The 18,312-nt window shown below is 59.1% G+C and carries 15 protein-coding genes; 3 read left to right on the forward strand and 12 right to left on the reverse strand.

Translation table 11 applies throughout. From position 1 onward, the window contains the following. Positions 1-55: 55 nt before the first annotated feature. The 12 genes from Q1A07_RS01815 to bhcA form a co-directional block, all read right to left on the reverse strand. The gene (locus tag Q1A07_RS01815) at positions 56-1,057 is read right to left on the reverse strand and encodes an ABC transporter substrate-binding protein (protein ID WP_299777281.1); all 1,002 of its coding nucleotides are present in this window, start codon (positions 1,055-1,057) and stop codon (positions 56-58) included. Positions 1,058-1,268: 211 nt separating this feature from the next. Then, complete coding sequence (locus Q1A07_RS01820; RefSeq protein ID WP_299777282.1) at positions 1,269-2,015, reverse strand: hypothetical protein; 747 nt, start codon at positions 2,013-2,015, stop codon at positions 1,269-1,271. 489 nt (positions 2,016-2,504) lie between these two features. Beyond that, positions 2,505-3,437, reverse strand: a complete 933-nt coding sequence (locus tag Q1A07_RS01825; protein ID WP_299777283.1) for a dynamin family protein — start codon at positions 3,435-3,437, stop codon at positions 2,505-2,507. Continuing rightward, on the reverse strand, positions 3,434-5,512 hold the full coding sequence (locus tag Q1A07_RS01830; protein WP_299777284.1) for a dynamin family protein: 2,079 nt from the start codon (positions 5,510-5,512) through the stop codon (positions 3,434-3,436). Before Q1A07_RS01830 ends, Q1A07_RS01825 begins: the two co-directional genes overlap by 4 nt. A 178-nt stretch (positions 5,513-5,690) precedes the next feature. After that, positions 5,691-6,803: a hypothetical protein gene (locus Q1A07_RS01835; RefSeq protein ID WP_299777286.1), complete on the reverse strand. Its 1,113-nt coding sequence runs from the start codon at positions 6,801-6,803 to the stop codon at positions 5,691-5,693. Then, positions 6,793-7,647, reverse strand: a complete 855-nt coding sequence (locus tag Q1A07_RS01840; RefSeq protein ID WP_299777288.1) for a protein phosphatase 2C domain-containing protein — start codon at positions 7,645-7,647, stop codon at positions 6,793-6,795. The genes Q1A07_RS01835 and Q1A07_RS01840 overlap by 11 nt, the downstream gene beginning before the upstream one ends. Continuing rightward, positions 7,622-8,725 (reverse strand): FHA domain-containing protein, encoded by a 1,104-nt coding sequence (locus tag Q1A07_RS01845; protein ID WP_299777290.1) that lies wholly within the window; start codon positions 8,723-8,725, stop codon positions 7,622-7,624. The genes Q1A07_RS01840 and Q1A07_RS01845 overlap by 26 nt, the downstream gene beginning before the upstream one ends. A gap of 91 nt (positions 8,726-8,816) precedes the next feature. After that, entirely contained in the window at positions 8,817-10,457 is a 1,641-nt protein-coding gene (locus Q1A07_RS01850) for a serine/threonine-protein kinase (RefSeq protein WP_299777292.1), read from the reverse strand. A gap of 233 nt (positions 10,458-10,690) precedes the next feature. Next, the gene (gene bhcD, locus Q1A07_RS01855) at positions 10,691-11,668 is read right to left on the reverse strand and encodes an iminosuccinate reductase BhcD (RefSeq protein ID WP_299777294.1); all 978 of its coding nucleotides are present in this window, start codon (positions 11,666-11,668) and stop codon (positions 10,691-10,693) included. An 85-nt stretch (positions 11,669-11,753) separates the two neighbouring features. Beyond that, positions 11,754-12,917 carry a 3-hydroxy-D-aspartate aldolase BhcC gene (gene bhcC, locus Q1A07_RS01860; protein WP_299777296.1) on the reverse strand — a complete coding sequence of 388 codons (1,164 nt, stop codon included), beginning with the start codon at positions 12,915-12,917 and terminating at the stop codon, positions 11,754-11,756. 12 nt (positions 12,918-12,929) lie between these two features. Then, complete coding sequence (gene bhcB / locus Q1A07_RS01865; protein ID WP_299777298.1) at positions 12,930-13,901, reverse strand: beta-hydroxyaspartate dehydratase BhcB; 972 nt, start codon at positions 13,899-13,901, stop codon at positions 12,930-12,932. Positions 13,902-13,910: 9 nt separating this feature from the next. Beyond that, positions 13,911-15,101, reverse strand: coding sequence for an L-aspartate--glyoxylate aminotransferase BhcA (bhcA, locus tag Q1A07_RS01870; protein ID WP_299777300.1), 1,191 nt, complete (start codon positions 15,099-15,101; stop codon positions 13,911-13,913). 211 nt (positions 15,102-15,312) lie between these two features. Between bhcA and Q1A07_RS01875 the strand changes: the two genes are divergently transcribed. The 3 genes from Q1A07_RS01875 (at position 15,313) to Q1A07_RS01885 (ending at position 18,283) form a co-directional block, all read left to right on the forward strand. Next, positions 15,313-16,182, forward strand: a complete 870-nt coding sequence (locus tag Q1A07_RS01875) for an IclR family transcriptional regulator (protein ID WP_299777302.1) — start codon at positions 15,313-15,315, stop codon at positions 16,180-16,182. A gap of 308 nt (positions 16,183-16,490) precedes the next feature. Next, positions 16,491-17,585 (forward strand): TRAP transporter substrate-binding protein, encoded by a 1,095-nt coding sequence (locus Q1A07_RS01880; RefSeq protein ID WP_299777304.1) that lies wholly within the window; start codon positions 16,491-16,493, stop codon positions 17,583-17,585. Positions 17,586-17,692: 107 nt separating this feature from the next. Then, complete coding sequence (locus Q1A07_RS01885) at positions 17,693-18,283, forward strand: TRAP transporter small permease subunit (protein ID WP_299777306.1); 591 nt, start codon at positions 17,693-17,695, stop codon at positions 18,281-18,283. Positions 18,284-18,312 lie beyond the last annotated feature (29 nt).

The raw sequence follows: 18,312 nt of genomic DNA on the forward strand, positions 1-18,312 counted from the left end.
CCCACGCGGCCAGAACCGGGCGTCCTGAACGCCCGGCGCACACGTCAATCAACCTTTATGGCTTGATGTCTTTCCCAGCAGATTTATTGGTGAAATCAAGCGTATAAGCAGCCTGCCAGTCCAGACCGTCTTCCAGCACCCCCGCCGCCACCATCTTGTTGTAGAAATCGCCAATCACCTCGTCGGTCATGGAGCCGATACCGGTTTCCAAGGCCGCGCCGCTGTCGACGATCCCCTGCTCAAGCATCATTTTCTTGGCAAAATCAATCTTGTCCTGCGACATGTCCGGGTTGGCGGCCATGATCATCTCGTCGGCCGCACTGCTGTCGCCGTAGAGATAATTATACCACCCGGTCAGCGAGCCATCGACAAAACAGGTCACCTTGTCGGGATCGCTCTCGATGGTATCGGCCATGGTCTCGATCGTTGTCGCGTAAGACGAATAGCCCGCGTCGGCGATCAGGAAGACATTGGGCTCAAAGCCCGCCTCTTTCAGAACCGCATATGGTTCAGAGCTCAGATACCCCTGCATGCCTTTCTGCTTGTCGGCAATGAAGGGGGCCGGGTTGAAAGTATAGGGTTCGCGCTGTTCGACCGTAAAGCCGTGCTCGGCGATCATCCATTGATAGTAGGAGGTGAAACCATTGTCCCCGATCAGCAACGTGAGGTCCTTGAGGTCCTCCCAGCTTTCGGCTTCACCGGGATGGGCGAGGATCACCTGCGGGTGTTTCTGAAAGATCGCAGCGACCGAGACAACCGGAATACCTTCCTTGACCGCGTTGAAGGCCTGCAGCATGTCGCCACCCATGTGGAAATCGATCCGGCCCGCCAGCATCAGCGCGCGGTTGTTGACCTGCGGTCCGCCGGAAATGATCTCTACGTCCAGCCCGCATTCGGCGTAGGTGCCATCTGCCACGGATTGATAGAACCCGCCATGTTCCGCCTGTGCCAGCCAATTGGTGCCAAAGACCACAGGCGTCAGGTGGCCGTCCGCCAGACTGGCAGTCGCGCTCAGACATAGGGCGCTGACGAGGGGGGAAATTCTGGAAAGGGACATGGCAACCTCCGCTGTGTGCTTTTCGCAAATCGTCCGGAGCATCTTGACCAGAGGGAAGCAAGATGCCGGGGAAATTGCGTCAGAGGTTCATGTTCGCCCAAAAAGCAGGCAAATTCCACGATTTTGTTGAATAATTCATCTCGTTCCGTGTGCCGTCAGGCATCGAAGCCTGGCACACAGTCTGATCCGCACTGGACTTGCTTGGCAAAGATTATACTGCCCCCGACCAGCAGGCGATGCATGCGTCCAGATGTTCGGGCTCAAAGGCGAGCCAGATCCGTCGCCGGGGCAAAGTGACAAGAAGGATGGCGAAGGGATCGGATTGATCGCCCATCCACACCTGACATCCGGGGGTAGAGTTCCCGCCATTCTGTGCACCGGCGGCGGGGTTCTCCTCCAGGCGCTGCAAGCGCGCGCAGATACTGTCCTGACCTTTGAGCCGCACATCCGAACCCGAGGCTGCATCGCAGAGCGCCAGCGCGTAGCTCTCGCTTTCTGCGAGGGCGGTCTCCACGGGAACAGGAGGCTTTGCCACATCGGCGTCCGCTGAGAGAAACGGCACAAGATCAGACGGGGACAGACCCGCGATCCCTTTGGCGGAACCATGATCGGAAAGCTCGCAACACACATGCACTTCGGTCACGGCGGTGCAAAACGCCTGAAGCCGCGCTGCTACATCTGCGCCCTCGGTGTCCGAAACATCATCTGCTTTGGTGCCAATGTGCAGAATCCGGCGTTCGGCGACCAGGAGGTTTAGCTGCATTCCAGCATTGCCTGTAAAGATCAGACGGCGCGGCAATACCGTCTCCTCAATTTCGCGCAAAATAGCCGTCAGACCAATCGCACCGCCTTGGCCAGAAATCCTGCGACCGTACTCCGTGATCTCCGCACTCTCTGCGGCGAGGCTGCGCAAGACATCCTGCAGCCTCTTGTCCTCCGCTGCGACTCCATCGGGCATGGCTTAGGCCTCCCCGCAAAGGTCGGCCAAGGCTTCGGCACCTTGGCTGAAGACATCAGCAATTGACGTCCCGAACTCACAAACAAAGCACAGTGCTTCTGCAGGCGATTTCTGGCAGCGAACGAAACAGGTCAATGATGCACCGCTGAAAGATACTGCGTGCAATGGTTCATCCCGAGTGTGAAGCACGTCGCACGCAACGGACTGCGCCAATGGCCCACAGAGCGAACCACGCGCCGTTTCACATAGGGCGTCAAGCCGCTCATGTGCCATCTTTTCACGCGTACTTGCAGCAAAGATCATACCAGTGGACAGATCGGCAAAAGCCACAACGCTGCAGCCCGGAAAGCGGGTGCGCAAGCGATCCAGCCTGTCCTGCACTGCCATATTAATCACCGTTACCCGATATCCACACGCGATCTGCCTTTTCAGAATAGCCTAGGCATAGCGGTAGAAAATGTGATTCCGGTTAACGATTTACGGCCAATTTCATGAGAATTTTGGGCTCCAACTAAAGTCTTCTTCTGGATCGGGGCGTGGGGCCGGCCGCGCGCGGACGGATTTTGCAACCGGTCGGCGCGGGACGATCCGCTCACTCTGTTCTGGGGTGGGGTCTTCCGGTGCAGGTTCTTCATCAGAGGTTGCACCGGCACTCTCATCCCGCAATGCCTGAAAGGGCGTATCCGTCGGCCCATCTGAACTTTGATCGGTCAGAAGGCCGATGAGACGCAAGAACTCATTCACAAAAGGCTCTGCACCGCTTTGGTCCCAAAGCTGGGCGTCGTCGCCCGCATCCCTTGCCTGCGTCAGTGAAATCATCAACGTCTTTGCAAACAGTCCGTCCGTTTCCGCGCGAACACGTTTGAGAACCTTCGCGCGATCCTTCTCCGACACCATCATGTCGCCCCGCGTGAGCAGCAGGATAGAGTGCTCCCGAATGACCTCTGACACTGTTTCCCAAACCGATGCTTCGCTCTGACGCCATGCTTGGGTGGCAGGACTGCACCAGATCACCCCGTCGGCTGCAGGCAGGATACGCTCCCAAACCTCCGATGGCATGTTCGGATCGGAAATGCCCGGCATGTCGATGATATCGCACATCTTCAGGATATCTTCTTCGCATTGAATGCGGATGTAAGCCGTCTGTTCGGGGGACGCCTCCTGCAAGGCTTCCAGATCACAGGGCGTTTCAGTCCCCTCCAGATCAACGATGACCGCAGGTGCAGTGCCGTAGCTGATCCAGACCGGCGGCAGTTGGGTTGCGATCACCTGAACCGGCAAAGGATCCGAGCCAATCATCAGATTTGCCAGGGTGCTTTTCCCGGCGCTGAACTCCCCCATCAGAGCGATGCGCGGCCGACGCGGGCCGATCAACTTGCTCAGAAAGGCGGGGGTGTCCTGGGGCGCGTCTTCGTGGGTCATGATGCGTACTCGTTCAATGTACTCAATGTCTTGCTCAACAAGGCCTGCGTGTCCGGCGGCGCGTTCCTTGCCACATGCGCCCGCAGCTCTTCCGGATTGGCCTGCGCCATGCGATCCAGCGAGGTGAACACGGATTTCTGCTCCGTCAGGAAGGCGTCAAAGGCCTGCAGCGCAGTGTCGCGCACCCCCTGTGCAAGATCGTCGCGCAATTCATCGACGAAGGGGTTTGTTTCGGTCTTGATCAATTCGTAGAAATTCGCCGCGAAGGTCTTGTAGCCCCGGCGGTGTAGCCACCACCGCTTCCACCAGCTGCCGTTGAGATCAAGTGCTATGGTGCGCCCCAGAGAGACCGGCGGCGGCACCTGTGGCGCGCGTGGCTGAGAGATGGCAATCTCTTCCGGAGAGAGCCCGAAAGCCTGCAGGTAGAGTTGCGACAAAGCCTCTGACGCGCCTTGCGCTGCCGCTTCGAAGGCCGCCTTGCTTTTTCGCGCCAGCACCTTGTGGGAAGAACTCAGCAACATGCGCAACCCTGCCGGATCGTAAGTCCACGGGGTCATCTCGCCGTAGTTTTCGAGGTGCACGATCAGGGATGCGGTTGCACGATCCAGAAAACTCGCCTGCACACGATCCATACGCTCGGAGAATTCGGACAGTATCTCTGCGAAGGCTGTTTCCAGCTTGCTCTTCTGCTCCGAAAAAATGCTCTCGAGGCGCTGATGTGCTGCCGCGCTTTCAAGTTTGCCCAATGCCGATGCGTCCGACGGTTGCGCGCTGATGCGGCGGGTGGCAGCCACGGCATTTGCAAGGTTCAACGCACTGCTGCCAATGCGCTGCAAGGTCGTCTCGCCAATCCCGTCGGCAATGCGTGTCGACAGCGCGTGCTGCAGTGCCGGCACACCGGAGAGCCCCCAGGCGAGCTTGACAGGATCACGTAGATCCGCGTCGCTTAGAACAGCGCTGAGATCCGCCTTTGCAGACCACTCCAACAGCGCATCCGCACTGGCAGCCGGAAGCGCATCCAGCCGGTTGTCCATCGCGCGGCTCGCCCATAGGGCACTGCCAAATATGACTTCGGCCTCTTCCGGCCCCTTGTGATGCGCCAGCGTGTCGGAAATACTCTGCGCGATCTGCGGAATTTGTGTCGTGGGGTCCGACAATTCATCCACCCGATTGACGAAGATGATCACATCACGGGATTTTACGTGAGTGATCAGGCGGATCAGTGCCAGGTCCGTCGACGAAAGCGCCTGATGTGCCGAGAGGACGACCACGCAAATCCGACTGTCGCGGATCGAGCGGATCGTGATCTGCTCGCGCATCATGAACGTGTCATTCACCCCCGGCGTGTCGCGCAGGCACAAAGGCATGGGCAAGGCCGGGCGCGATAACGTCAGGTCTGCGGATTTGGTGATATCGGCGAAGCGGCCCTGCTCGTCGGAGACATCGGGATCATCCGCATCCGGTTCCTCGCCCAAACAGACGTAGCGCTCGATCAAGTCCTTGTCGACATACCCATAGTCGCGTTGCTGCCCCAATAATATTTCAAATTTCTGGCCAAGGCGAACGCGGGATTTTTCCCTCATTTCAGCAGCTTGCGCCTTGATCTTTTCAAGCTCGTCATCGGCACCGGCCCGGCTGGCCAGTTCCCCGATCCGACCACCGCCGGAAATCAGCCGGTCCCATTCATCCTCATCGAAAAAGCGAAAAGACGCGGCGGGCTTGAACCCTTTGCTCTCGGGCTGGAGATGCAGCGATGTCACCACGGAGGTCCACGGGTTCACATCCGCCGGTAACAGGTCAGACTGGCCGACAAGCGCATTCACAAGCGAGGTCTTGCCGGATTTGATTTGCCCGATCAGCGTGACGCTAGGTTCAAAATTCTCAAGCTGACGCAGCAATCGATCTGCGCGCTTCCCGGTGTTTTCGTCTCCCAGTGAGTGCAGCGCACGCAGTGCTGTGCGCAGCTCATCAGCAGAGTTTGCTGCGGCGCGCAGTGGCGCAAGGCCAAGCCCCAACAACTCGCTCTTGGTGGCCTGGTCGAACTCTTGATGATCGGCTGTGTTCAGAACATTCATAGCCCTGTCCGCCCGCCTGCGCCGTCGCCAGACAGCGCGCAATCAGAGTCGTTGAATGTTGGCCCGTACGCCATGAATAATCAGCCCCAATGAGATTTTTTCTTCCTCAAAAAGTGGCAAGCAATTGTGTGGCGATTGTGGCGCTTGGCTGGCTCAAATACTGCGTATTATTAAGTTTTTAATGAGCCAGACGGATATCCAGATCCCGCTTGAGCTGCAGTATGATCGTGGCGGCGTCTGCCGCCGAGCGCAGATCGTTTTCGAGGCTCATGAGGACCACCTTGTCGCTCGCCTCGTAGAGGTCGTTGCGCCAGGCATCAAAGGATGCGTCGCTCTGGGTGTGCGCCGCGGCCAGTTCGGCAAGGTCCTCGACGAGGGTGCCGCAGTTTTCAAGAACGGCATCCGGCTGCGGGGCGGCCGTCGTCAAATCCGCGACGCGGCCGCGCAACAAGGCAAGCGCCTTTTCGTAGGTTTGCGCCTGCGGCGTCACCTTTTTCTTGCCGGGCGCAGGGACTGACACCGCCGCATCCTGGGTCTCATTGCGCTGCAGAAAGAGCAGTGCACGATCTACATCGGCCCTTTGGCCAGAGGCGGCCAGATCAGACAGGGTTTGGCGGAGCGCCTTGACGCCACTGGCTGCCAGTTGTGTCTCCGAAATCTCGTCCCCGGCGCGCAAAGCCTTATGCGCGTGGAAAGTAGATGTGGGGAAGAAACTGTGAAATTCCTCGGCCGCGACAGCCTGCAAATTGGCGATCTGTGATTGCAGAGTTCCGACGCTCGCAAGGGCATCTGCCTTGGTCAGAACAAGGAAACTGTGATCCTTAAGGTGGTCAGATGCCTGCGCCCACAAGGCGGCCTCCTCCTCGGAAAAACACTGTGTGCACCACACGGCTATATCCGCCTGCGACAGGGCCCACCGGATTCGTTCCGAAAACATCCCGGTGCCGTCCAAAGCGGCCACATCCATGACTGTGGCGAGCTCAAGAAACGGGTTTTGCTGGGTCTCGGCGTGGACGTTCGGATCCTGAATCTGCTCCGCGCGCGTGTCGGTATGGCTTATTGAAAGTGCAAATGCGCTTGGTGGCGTGGCGGGTGCGGTCGCGCCCAGCAGGACATCACGCAACTGCGATTTGCCGATACCTTTGGGACCAAGAATGACCACCCGCACCCCGGCACAGAGCCGGTCGCGCAATCCACGTGCCTGTTGCGTGAGGGCCGGGGTCAACTGCCCGCTGTTCAGCATTTGGTCGAGACGGCCAATGACCTGCCCGGAACCGGCATCATCCAACACGACGTATGCTTTCCGTGGTATCCATCGCCGCATCCGACGCGTGCCGCACACGGGCATCGTTCAGCTTCACCACCGAAAAGGAGACGTTGTCCAGATCGGGATCTTCCAGCTGGCGCAATCGTTCCAACAGATTGTCAGCGATTTCGGCACTATGGGCGCCCTGATGCACTTTCAGGACTGCGGCAATCTCATCGTTGCTCAGAAATTGCAGCCCGTCACTGGCCACAATCAGCATGTCGCTCGCGCGCAATTCAAGCGGCTCTTTCGGGCAATCGATACGTGGGATGTCCTCGCCAAACAGTACGGATGTCAGTGTGTTGCGATCAGGATGACACCGCGCCTCCTCATGGTTCAGCAACCCGGATTCGACCATGAAATCGATCTGCGGCGCCATCGAGTGGTCTTCGTTCAATTGCGACAGCTTTCCATCGCGGAACAAAAACAGCGGCGAGTCTCCGATCGATATCCAGTAGAGGTTCTTGTTGATGATGACGGTTGCCACCAGCGTCGCCCCCATACCCCGCGTTTCAGGGTAGGATTCCACATGCTCGCGCAGGCAGGCATTGGCTCCCATGGCGGCATCGAAAAGATTGGCGGTGACAGATTTCTCGAAGGCATCGGCATCGCCACGCTGGAACATCAACTCGCTGAACACTTCGGTCACGACGATCTTGCTGGCGACATCCCCCGCAGCGTGCCCCCCCATGCCGTCCGCCAGCACCGCAAGGCCAACGTCTGAGCCACGGGAGAAATCCGCAATCACCGCGTCCTCCTGATAGCAGCGCTGACCTTTGCTGAGCGCCGAGGCAGCGTCAAAATCAAAGGTCGGATGCATTGCCGCCATCCGTCATCTCCCATTTGAAATCCGATCCACAAAGGGCCACGAAGCGGAGAGTCGTTTCTCCAATGCGAATGAGATCGGCATGCTGCAACTCCTCGGTGCTGAGCACAGGACGCGCGTTCCGGCGGATGATATTCGACTTGCCGCCGTGGCCCAGATAGAACTTGTTTTGTTCTTCGTCATAGGCAATTGCCGCGTGATTGTGCCGCGAAATACTGTTGTCGCCAAAATCAAGCTTGATGACCTGATCGTCGCCCCGCCCGATCATCGACGCACCTGTGAAGATGCTGAAGGAATGGCCAATGCCCGGGCCTTCAACCACCACAAGCCAACCCACGGGGAATTTGTCGTGCTGAGGTTTGGCCGTCGCACTCTCTGGCGCGCCAATAGGATCGTTTGCATCCGCCTCCGCGCGGTTGAACCCTAACAGGCGCGTTTTCACCCGCCCGGCACGACGCCCGGCGCGGCCAGCCATCGGCGTGGCGCCCGCGGACATTTGCCCGTTTTCCGACAGATCAACAGGCTCCGGTTCAGGCGTGTTATCCGCTTCAGTGGCGCCACCGGACAGCTCCAGTTGTCGCTTGGCAAAGGCAACCACGTCAGACGTGTCGTTGTCTGCGGGTACGACGACCTCTTCCATGTCATCCGACATCTCGGGCGCGCCTTCCGGCGCGGTGGCGTCTTCGTCTTCGAACGCCTCTGTAAGGTGCTCCTCAGGTCCCTCGGATGGCTCAACACGCACCGGTTGCTTTTCCATCATGCGGGTCTGCGCCAGAACCGCGGCAATATCGGCACCCTCCGGTTCCTCGTCCTCTTCTGCCTCTGTCTCGGCTTCGGCCTCGGCTTCAACGACTTCCTCGTCCGGCAGATTTTCGGCGGATGCCTCATCCTCTTCTTCCTGCCGTTCTTGCCTGGTCTCCTCCACCTCTTCGCCATCTGTGGCCACCGCGAAAGGATCAAGCGGCAGCACGCGGTCCTCAGATGTCACCATGAAGGCATCGCGCAAAGCATCCTCGTCCAGAGCCTCGTCCCCAGTTGCAGGTCTAGATTGGTTTTGAAAAACCTTCCGGAAGAGTGTCATGTCATGCCTTTCCAATGTCGCTTGTTACCGAATGCTCCGGAACGCCCGCAGCAGTGATGGATAAAGTCGTTCGTCGTAGGCGAGGGCACCGTCAGCCCCCAGCCGTGTAAGATTGCCCAAGCGTCCAGTAGCCATAGGTCTCGCCCATGGTGATGATCTGGCCCACCGTGACGGCGTGTACGTCATCAAACTGCAGCGCCGTATGCCCAAGGAAGAAGTATGCGAACAGGATGACCGGAATGGTCGCCAGCCTGCGCGCTTGTGCGGATTTGGAGATCGTGCGTTCAGCAGAGACCATCGCATCAAAATCCTCTTGTGAGATGACGGGCGGCAGAGATTTGCGTTTTTTAACCTGGGTGCCCGTTGTTCTGGTTCGCTCGGAAGCACCGGTCTCCCCTTCTTTCCTTAACAGACGGCTCTTGTTTTTCACTTCTGCCGCAGGCGTGATCACCACGCTCTGTAGTCTCGGGGGCGCAGGCGGGCCGATCAGGTCCGGATCGACCTGCACGGCCCCTTCACCGGAAAGCGTCTGTAGCACATCCGATACAACTGTATCCGCAGCTGACGCCGTCGCGTCCGCTTCATCTTCGGACTCAGGCGGATAAAGATCGCGCAGGAAGGCTTCATCATATTTCGGATCGATCGGTTTTGCAGCAGGTTCTGCCGCCTTTTCGGGCAAAGCTTCTGCGATGACCTTGGGTTTTTCAATCACCTTGCGGTCGGTATCGTCCTGCATCGACTGGATCAGGTTGCTGATGGTCAGGTCAATGGTTTCATCGTCCCGGGCCCGCGCCCGTGCAAGCTCGGCCCGCTTGCTGTGGTCGATCATCAGCGTCCATTCTTCGGCGGACTGGATGCGCTCGGCGGGCACGATGTTCATCGCCTTGTCGATTGCGGCGAGGAAGGCATCGTCATACGCGGGGAACCGTCCGCGCAACGGCTGGTAAAGATCGGGCTGACTTGCGGCCAATGCGGCCAGCCGCGCCTGACTGTTCGGTGGTGCCTCCCCGGAAATCAGATGCGTCAGCGACGCGGCGAGCGCGTAGAGATCGCTGCAGGGGTATTGCTGGCTGCCCGCGACGTAGAACTCCTGTGGTGAATAGCCGTCCTTAACCACCAGCACGGCCGAGAGGACCCGGCTCTTGCGGCTGGCCTCCTCGCGTGCGGCACCGAAATCGATCAGTACAGGGCGGCCCGCCTTATCTACCAGAATGTTGTCGGGCGAGATATCCCGATGCAGCAAGTCCTGGGAATGCACATGGGCAATCGCGTCCAAGAGAGACAGGGTCAAGGCCTGCACCTGCGCGGGCGACATCTTTGGCGATCCGCTGTCAATGATTTCCAGCAGGTCTTTGCCGTCCACAAGATCCAGCGCCATATAGGCGGTCTCATTGTCTTCGAAGACCTGGTGCACGCCGACCACGCTGGAGTGATCCAGTCGGGACAAAGCATGCGCCTCGCGAATGAAGAGCGCCACGATGGAGCGAAAATCATCGACATAGTTGCGGGTGCGGGCGCGTACGGTTTTCTTGACGCGGCTGCAGAAAGCTTCAGGGAAGCATTCCTTGATCACAACCGTGCGGTTGAGGCTGTCTTTTGCCAGATAGGTGATCCCGAAACCACCACTGCTGAGGTAGCGGATGATCTCATATTGCCCGCTCAGCAGCTGACTGCCCGGGGCAAGCGCCTCGCTGTTGGCCTCTGGTGAAAATGTCCCGTCCTGGGTGCTCATCGTTTTGCCATGCGTCCATGTCTGCCTACAGTCTCGCCCCCCGATGGCGGAAGGAAAAACATCCCGTCGAACAGGCCGAAACGCTGTGTTCAAAACATGGCCGACACGGGGAAGACCCGTGCCATGAAGTGACAAGTTTATATGAATTTAAGGAGTCTTAACGTCGGATCTGCCGAAGTTCCCGCCCCTGACACATGGCCATGCGAAAGGGGTGATTGTGTCCAGGAAACGGCTCAGAGCGCTACACGCGTTGCCTTGCCCTGCTTCTCGGCCTGAACCGCCGCCACGGAGGCGACGGCGAGGTCCTGCAGACCAACCCCTGTGCCGTCAAACAGCGTGATCTCCTCTGCCGTGCTGCGCCCCTTGTGCGCGCCATTGATCACTGCACCAACCGGGATAATGTCACTCTCGGCGATCAAGCCGCTGGCAATGGCGTGTTGTGCTTCGCCAATGGTGATCGATTGCGCGATCTCATCCGCAAAAACCGTGGCACCTGCCAGCAGCGCCGGGTCCACCTCCTGCTTGCCCTTGGTATCGGTCCCCATGCAGGCGATATGGGTGCCGGGCTTGATCCAGTCTTTCATCAGCAGCGGCTCGAAGGCCGACGTGATGGTGATGATGACATCGGCCTGCGCGCCCAGTTGCTCCTGACTGACGGCTTCGAAGGCCAGCCCGAGTTCTTCCGCGACGGCCCCAAGCCGGGGCAGCATGTTAGGATGCGGGTTCCAGGCGACAACCTTTTCGAAATCACGTTGTTGGGCCGCGGCGCGCAACTGGAACGTGGACTGATGCCCTGCGCCAACCATGCCCAGCACCTTGGCATCCTTGCGTGCCAGATGCGCGATGGACACCGAAGACGACGCTGCCGTGCGCACGGCAGTCAGGTAGTTGCCGCCCACCAGCGCTTGCAGCATGCCGGTGTCCGGGTCAAAGAGAAAGATGGTGGACTGGTGGTTGGTCAGCCCCTTGTCCATGTTGCCCGGCCAGTAGCCGCCGGATTTCACGCCCAGCGTCTTGCCCGCCTTGTCAAAGCCGGATTTGAACCCGTAGAGCGCGTCCGCATAGCCAATCGCCTCGCGGATCACGGGGAAGTTGTAGGCATCTCCCTTGGCCATCGCGCCGAATACAGCCTCAACCGCGTCAAAGGCATCGGCACTGCTCACGACTTCGGCGCAGACCTCTTCGCTGACGATCAATAGTCCTTCGGCCATGGGGTATTCCTGTCTTTTTTTGGTGTTCGTCGTGAAATGCGTCCGAAGGGCCCGGACGCATGCTGTTCTCTCAGTGATGGAAGGGTCAGTACGCCTTGCCGCGCGCGGACACGGGCCAGAGCGTTTCGACCTTGCCGTCCCGGACGCCGACGTACCAGTCATGCACGTTGCAGGTCGGATCGCAGTGACCGGGCACCAGCTTGAGCTTGTCGTTGACCTTGAGCACGGCATCGGGATCCGCGACCACGCCATGCTCGTCCGAGCATTTGACATATTCGACGTCCGTGCGGCCAAAGATCACCGGCAGACCGCTGTCGACCGACTGCGCCTTGAGACCCGCATCCACGATAGCCTTATCCGCCTTGGCGTGGCTCATCACCGAGGTCAGGATGAAAAGCGCGTTTTCCCATTCGCCTTGATCGATCCGGTTGCCGTTCTCATCCAGAATGCGTCCGTAGTCGGCATCCATGAAGGCGTAAGAGCCACACTGAAGCTCATTGTAAACGCCTGAATTTCCTTCGAAATAATACGACCCGGTGCCACCGCCACCGACGATGTCGCACGCGAGCCCTTCGGCGCTCAGCGTATCAACCGCATCTTTCACCTGCGCCACGGCCACGTCGATCTTGGCCTTGCGGTCGTCGTAGCTGTCCATGTGCTGCATCGCGCCTTGGTAGGCCTGGATTCCTGCGAATTTCAGACCGTCCGCAGCATCAATGGCCTTCGCAATCTCGACCACTTCGGGTGTCGTGGTCACGCCGCAGCGCCCGGCCCCACAATCGATCTCCACAAGGCATTCAATTTCCGTGCCGTGACGCGTGGCGGCCTCGGAGAGGTCTGCCACATTCTCGATGTCATCGACGCAACAGATCGTGCGGGCCCCCAGCTTGGGCAGTCGCGCGAGGCGGTCGATCTTCTCGGGCTGGCGTACCTGGTTGGAGACCAGGACATCCTTGATGCCACCACGCGCGAAGACCTCAGCCTCCGACACCTTCTGGCAACACACGCCGCAGCTGCCACCCAGTTTCTCCTGCAACAGGGCCACATCGACGGATTTGTGCATCTTGCCATGCACCCGGTGCCGCATGCCATGCGCCTTAGCCCAGTCGCCCATTTTCTTGATGTTGCGTTCGAGCGCATCGAGGTCCAGCACCAGCGAGGGTGTCTGGATATCTGCCTCATCCATCCCGATCGCGGCCGGAATGTCGTAACCCACTTCATAGTCTTCGAATTCAACCTGCTTGTTCATAGCGCGTCCTCCTTAGCCCGTGATCCAGGGCAGTTTGTCCAAATCCACATTGCCGCCGGTGATGACGACCCCCACGCGCTTGCCCCGGAACACCTCCGGGTTGCGCAGAATGGTGGCCATCGGCACCGCACAGCTTGGTTCCATCACGATCTTCATCCGCTCCCAGGTCAGCTTCATCGCGTCGATGATCTCCTGTTCACTGGCCGTCAGCACATCCGTCACAAAACTGGAGACGAAGTGCCATGTGTTTTCCTTCAGCGGCACCTTGAGCCCATCCGCGATGGTCACCGGGGCATCGTCGGCAATGATGTGACCCGCCCGGAAGGACCGCGCGGCATCATCCGCCTGATCCGGTTCTGCGGCGTAGATCTCCATCTTGGGTGCGAGATTCGACAGGGTCAGGCAAGTGCCGGAGATCATGCCGCCGCCACCGATGGGCGCGATGACCGCATCCATATTCTCCACCTGCTCCAGCAGCTCGAGCGAACAAGTCGCCTGCCCCGCAATCACGCGCGGGTCGTTGTAGGGGTGCACGAATTCGGCGCCTGTCGCCTCCTGCACCTCGGCAAACACCGCCTCGCGGCTCGTGGTCGACGGTTCGCACTCGGTGATGATCCCGCCATAGCCCCGCACCGCCGCCTTCTTGGCCTCCGGCGCCGTGCGCGGCATGACCACATGGCAGGGGATGCCCCGACGACCCGCTGCATAGCTGAGTGACAGCGCGTGATTGCCGGAGGAATGCGTCGCCACGCCTTTTTCCGCCATCGCGTCGCTGAGACCAAAAACCGCATTCGACGCGCCGCGCACCTTGAACGCCCCCGCCTTCTGGAAGTTCTCGCATTTGAAGAACAGCTCGGCCCCCGTCAGCTCGTTGAAATAGGTCGAGGTCAACACCGGCGTGCGGTGGATATAGGGTTTGATCCGCTCATGGGCCGCCCGCACGTGGTCGATGGTCAGGTCAGGGCCGGTCAGTGTGTCTAACATGTTGCCCCCCTACGCCGCTGTCTTGACCAACGCCGCGCGGTGCGACCGAAAGTAATCCTGCGCAGCGGCCACACCGCTGCCAAGCTCAACCGGATAGTCCAGATCGGCCATTGCCATTTCGATCGTAGCCAGACCCGACAGCACCATCACATCCGTCAGGCTGCCCAGATGTCCGATGCGGAAGGCCTTGCCGTTCATCTCGCCCAGTCCGATGCCAAACGAGACGCCGTAGGCATTGAACGCCTGATCGGTCAACGCATTGCTGTCGAACCCGTCGGGTACATAAATCGCGCTCACGGTGTCTGAATAAAGCGCCGGGCTCTCGGCCACCAGCTTCATCCCCCAGCCATCCACAGCGCGCCGCACGCCTTCGGCAAGGCGGAAGTGGCGGGCATAGACGCTCTCCAGCCCCTCTTCAAAGAGCATCTTGAGGCTCTCGCGCATGCCATAGATCAGTTGCAGGGGCGGTGTGTAAGGAAAGCCACCGGACGCATTCGCTGCCATCATATCGCTGAAATCAAAAAAGGTGCGCGGCAGCGTGGCCGTTTCCATGGCCGCCAGCGCCTTGGGGCTGACACCTAGGATCGCCATGCCGGTGGTCAGCATAAACCCTTTCTGCGAGCCGGAGACGGCGATATCCACGCCCCAGTCATCCATGCAGAACTCCATAGACGCCAGAGAACTGACGCAATCCACAAACATCATCGCCGGGTGGCTGGCCGCATCCATTGCCGCCCGTACGGCGGCGATGTCGGACTTTACCCCGGTAGCCGTTTCATTGTGGGTGACCAGAACCGCCTTGATGTCGCGCGCCTTGTCTTCGGTCAGAACGGCCTCGAATTTATCCGCCGGGGCCCCGGCCCCCCAGGGGCATTCAATAACGTGAACGTCAAGGCCGTGGCGCTGGCAGAGGTCAATCCAGCGGTGGCTGAACATGCCGTAGCGCGCCACGAGCACCTTGTCGCCCGGGCTCAGCGTATTGCATATCGCTGCCTCCCAGCCGCCTGTGCCGCTTGCCGGAAAGGTAATGACTGTGCCGGAGGTGGTGCCGAACACGCGCTTGGTGTCTTCGAGCACAGGAGCGAAGGTTTCCACGAAATCGGGCGCGCGGTGATCGCGCGTCTGGACCTGCATCGCAGAACGCAGCCGGTCGGGGATATTGGTAGGTCCGGGAATGAACACTGGGTTTTGGTCTGACATTGCGGTTTCCTCCTCAGCCATGCCGCACAATACCAAGTAGATCGCCGAAATCAATTTTCTCGAAAATGTTTTTCATTTATCGAAAAAATAAAACAACATTCTGATTTTAAATAGTATTTGAATTTTCAAATTCTACAATAATGATTTTATTGAAATTATTTTTCATTTATGTGATAAACGTTTCCAGAGATTCTTTTTGAGGCACACCGGTGTGACATCCCAGAAAAGACAGCGTGGACGCCCCAAGTCCCAATTTCGCGAAAGCTCTGCAGGCACCCTGCAGTCGCTGGACCGTGCTCTGGGCATTCTGAAGGCCATCTCTAAATCGGAACGCGCCACGTTGACGGACCTCTCACTTTCTCTGGGCGTCCCCACCGCCACCACCCACCGTATCCTGACGACATTGCAGAAGCACAGTTTCGTGGCTTTTGATGAAGAGCGGCAGGATTGGGTCATCGGGATCGAGGCCTATCGGACCGGCGTGTCCTTCATGAATCGCACCGGCCTCAGCACGGTGAGCCGACCGGTGATGCGCCACCTGATGGACAAGACCGGAGAGACCGCAAATCTTGCGATTCCGGACGGCGCAGAGGTTGTCTTTGTCGGACAAGTGGAGACCAGCAACCCGATCCGTGCCTTCTTCGCGCGCGGGACGCGCACGTCCATGCATGCCTCCGGGACCGGCAAGGCAATCCTGTCCGCCCTGCCCGAGGAACGTGTACGCAAGTTATTAATGTCCACCGGGCTGACCAGTTTTACCGATAACACGCTGATCACAGCGGATGCGCTCTTTGCCGATCTGGAGCAAACCCGCCGACGTGGATGGTCTTTTGACCGGGAGGAGCGCTATTCAGGCATGTCCTGCATTGGCAGCGTGATCTACGACGAGCATCAGGATGCCTGTGCGGGCGTGTCCATCTCGGGGCCCAGCACCCGGTTCGACACCTTGCGCGTGCCGGAGCTTGGCGCGACTGTCGCAGAGGCGGCGCGGGACATCACGCAGCTGATCGGCGGCAGGTTCCCCGATCACGTGGCGCCGCCGCACTCCGAAACTGCGCCGCTGGACGATCCGGTGACCTAACCAATCGAACCGACCCAAAATGAGACCGGAAGGAGAACACGACCCAAACCAAGCACAAATGATACGGATTCACCCAGAGGTTGCACTAACGGGTTGTTTTCAGAGCTTATTTCCTTGCCTGTCCACGGGGATCGCCTAGTTTGATCCTTGTGAATTCCGGGAAGGACGCCTGAACCTGAAGCCGAGGAGGGCTTTGCGTTCAAAAACCGGCACAAGGGTGCTGATATTTCTCTGAGTTTTCGTAAACTGACCGAGCATGACGCTCACATCAGAAACGGGCCAGACGCGCCCGATCCTAGGGAGGAAGTATGACAGAAAAAGTAAATCGCAGAAAATTCCTGCGCGGTTCCGCCGTCGCAGGGGCAGCAGCCCTCGCGACACCCGCAATTGCGGATGGACACGGGGTGACACTGAAAATGCAAGCGGCCTGGGGCGGCGGCATTTTTCTTGAAAACGCACAGTCTTTCGCGGCGCGCGTCAACGAGATGAGCGGCGGGTCCCTGACCATCGAAGTGCTCTCCGTGGATGCGGTTGTGAAAACCAGCCAGATGCAGGATGCGGTGCACCGCGGCGTGCTCGACGCGGCCCACTATGTGCCCGCCTACTGGTACGGCAAATCCAAGGCCGCCTCGCTCTTTGGCACCGGCCCCTGCTTTGGCTGGTCGAGCCAGGAAGTGCTGGGCTGGGTCTATGCCGGTGGTGGTCAGGAGCTCTTTGACGAGCTGATGGCAGAGCTGAGGCTGAACGTGGTGTCGTTCTTTAACTCGCCGATGCCCGCACAGCCGATGGGCTGGTTCAAGGAGCAGATCACCGACGCCTCGCAGATGGAAGGTCTCAAGTACCGGACCGTTGGTCTGGCCGCGGACGTTCTGCTGGAAATGGGCATGTCGGTTGTTCAGCTGCCCGGCGGTGAGATTCAGCCGGCGATGAAATCCGGCCTGATCGACGCGGCGGAATTCAACAACCCCACATCCGACCGTGACTTCGGGATGCAGGACGTGTCCAAGCACTACCACCTTGCGTCCTTCCACCAGAGCCAGGAGTTCTTTGAGGTCACGATCAACAAGGACAAGTTCAACGCGCTTTCCGATGATCACAAGGCGATCATCAAGAACGCGTCGATGGCGGAAAATTCCGGCTTCTACTGGGGCAACACCAAGCGCTATTCCGACGATCTGCTGAAACTGCAGGAAGCCGATGGCGTGAATGTCTACCGCACACCGGATTCGGTGATGGCGGCCCAGCTGGCAGCCTGGGACAAGGTGACAGCGCGTATCGCGGAGGACGATCCGTTCTTTGCGAAGGTGATGGAGTCGCAGAAGGCCTATGCCAAGGACGTGATGAACTACCTCAACCTGAACCAGCCTGACTACAAGCTGGCCTACAACCACTACTTCGGTTGAGTTAGCCACATGTGACAGGGAGATCGGGCGCCTCCGCGTCCGGCCTCCTTTCCGCTGACCGGGTCCCGCAAAGAGGGCCTGTACATCCGCCACAGGGAACCAAAACGATGAAATTTGTTCACGCCATAGAAGGGCTGAGCCTCTGGGTAGGCCGGGCCTTTGGGTGGTGCATCCTGATCCTGACACTGTCGGTGTCTTACGAGGTCTTCGTGCGCTACGTGCTCAATGCCCCCACCGTCTGGGCCTTTGATATGATGATCCAGATGTACGGCGCGCTGTTCCTGATGTGTGGCGCCTATGCGCTGGCGCAGGACACCCATGTGCGGGCGGATGTGGTCTATCGCCTGTTCCCGGTCAAGGTGCAGGCTAGCCTAGATTTCCTGCTCTACTTCCTGTTTTTCTTTCCGGGCGTCACCGCGCTCGTGTGGTTCGGCTACGAGATCGCCTCCGACAGCTGGCGGTACAAGGAAGTCAGCTTCAACAGCCCCGCCAGCATCCAGATTTACTTCTTCAAATCACTGATCCCGGTCGCCGGTGCGTTGCTGATGATCCAGGGGCTGGCCGAACTGGTGCGCTGTGTCATGGCGATCCGCACCGGCGAATGGCCCGAACGCCTGGCCGATGTGAAAGAGACCGAAGATCTGCTGTCTGAGGCGGATCTCGCTGAAATCCAAGCCATCCATCCCGGCAAAAACTGACGTCTCTGACGCACCAGGAAAGATAAAAA

The sequence above is a fragment of the uncultured Roseobacter sp. genome (assembly GCF_947492555.1).
In the GTDB taxonomy this organism is placed as follows: domain Bacteria; phylum Pseudomonadota; class Alphaproteobacteria; order Rhodobacterales; family Rhodobacteraceae; genus Roseobacter.

What these genes read in the sequence shown, in the direction of transcription:
- bhcB (WP_299777298.1), bottom strand. Translation starts at nt 13,901, where the DNA reads ATGTTAGACACACTGACCGGCCCTGACCTGACCATCGACCACGTGCGG.
- Q1A07_RS01850 (WP_299777292.1), bottom strand. Translation starts at nt 10,457, where the DNA reads ATGAGCACCCAGGACGGGACATTTTCACCAGAGGCCAACAGCGAGGCG.
- bhcD (WP_299777294.1), bottom strand. Translation starts at nt 11,668, where the DNA reads ATGGCCGAAGGACTATTGATCGTCAGCGAAGAGGTCTGCGCCGAAGTC.
- Q1A07_RS01825 (WP_299777283.1), bottom strand. Translation starts at nt 3,437, where the DNA reads ATGACCCACGAAGACGCGCCCCAGGACACCCCCGCCTTTCTGAGCAAG.
- Q1A07_RS01830 (WP_299777284.1), bottom strand. Translation starts at nt 5,512, where the DNA reads ATGAATGTTCTGAACACAGCCGATCATCAAGAGTTCGACCAGGCCACC.
- Q1A07_RS01820 (WP_299777282.1), bottom strand. Translation starts at nt 2,015, where the DNA reads ATGCCCGATGGAGTCGCAGCGGAGGACAAGAGGCTGCAGGATGTCTTG.
- Q1A07_RS01840 (WP_299777288.1), bottom strand. Translation starts at nt 7,647, where the DNA reads ATGGCGGCAATGCATCCGACCTTTGATTTTGACGCTGCCTCGGCGCTC.
- bhcA (WP_299777300.1), bottom strand. Translation starts at nt 15,101, where the DNA reads ATGTCAGACCAAAACCCAGTGTTCATTCCCGGACCTACCAATATCCCC.
- Q1A07_RS01885 (WP_299777306.1), top strand. Translation starts at nt 17,693, where the DNA reads ATGAAATTTGTTCACGCCATAGAAGGGCTGAGCCTCTGGGTAGGCCGG.
- bhcC (WP_299777296.1), bottom strand. Translation starts at nt 12,917, where the DNA reads ATGAACAAGCAGGTTGAATTCGAAGACTATGAAGTGGGTTACGACATT.
- Q1A07_RS01880 (WP_299777304.1), top strand. Translation starts at nt 16,491, where the DNA reads ATGACAGAAAAAGTAAATCGCAGAAAATTCCTGCGCGGTTCCGCCGTC.
- Q1A07_RS01845 (WP_299777290.1), bottom strand. Translation starts at nt 8,725, where the DNA reads ATGACACTCTTCCGGAAGGTTTTTCAAAACCAATCTAGACCTGCAACT.
- Q1A07_RS01815 (WP_299777281.1), bottom strand. Translation starts at nt 1,057, where the DNA reads ATGTCCCTTTCCAGAATTTCCCCCCTCGTCAGCGCCCTATGTCTGAGC.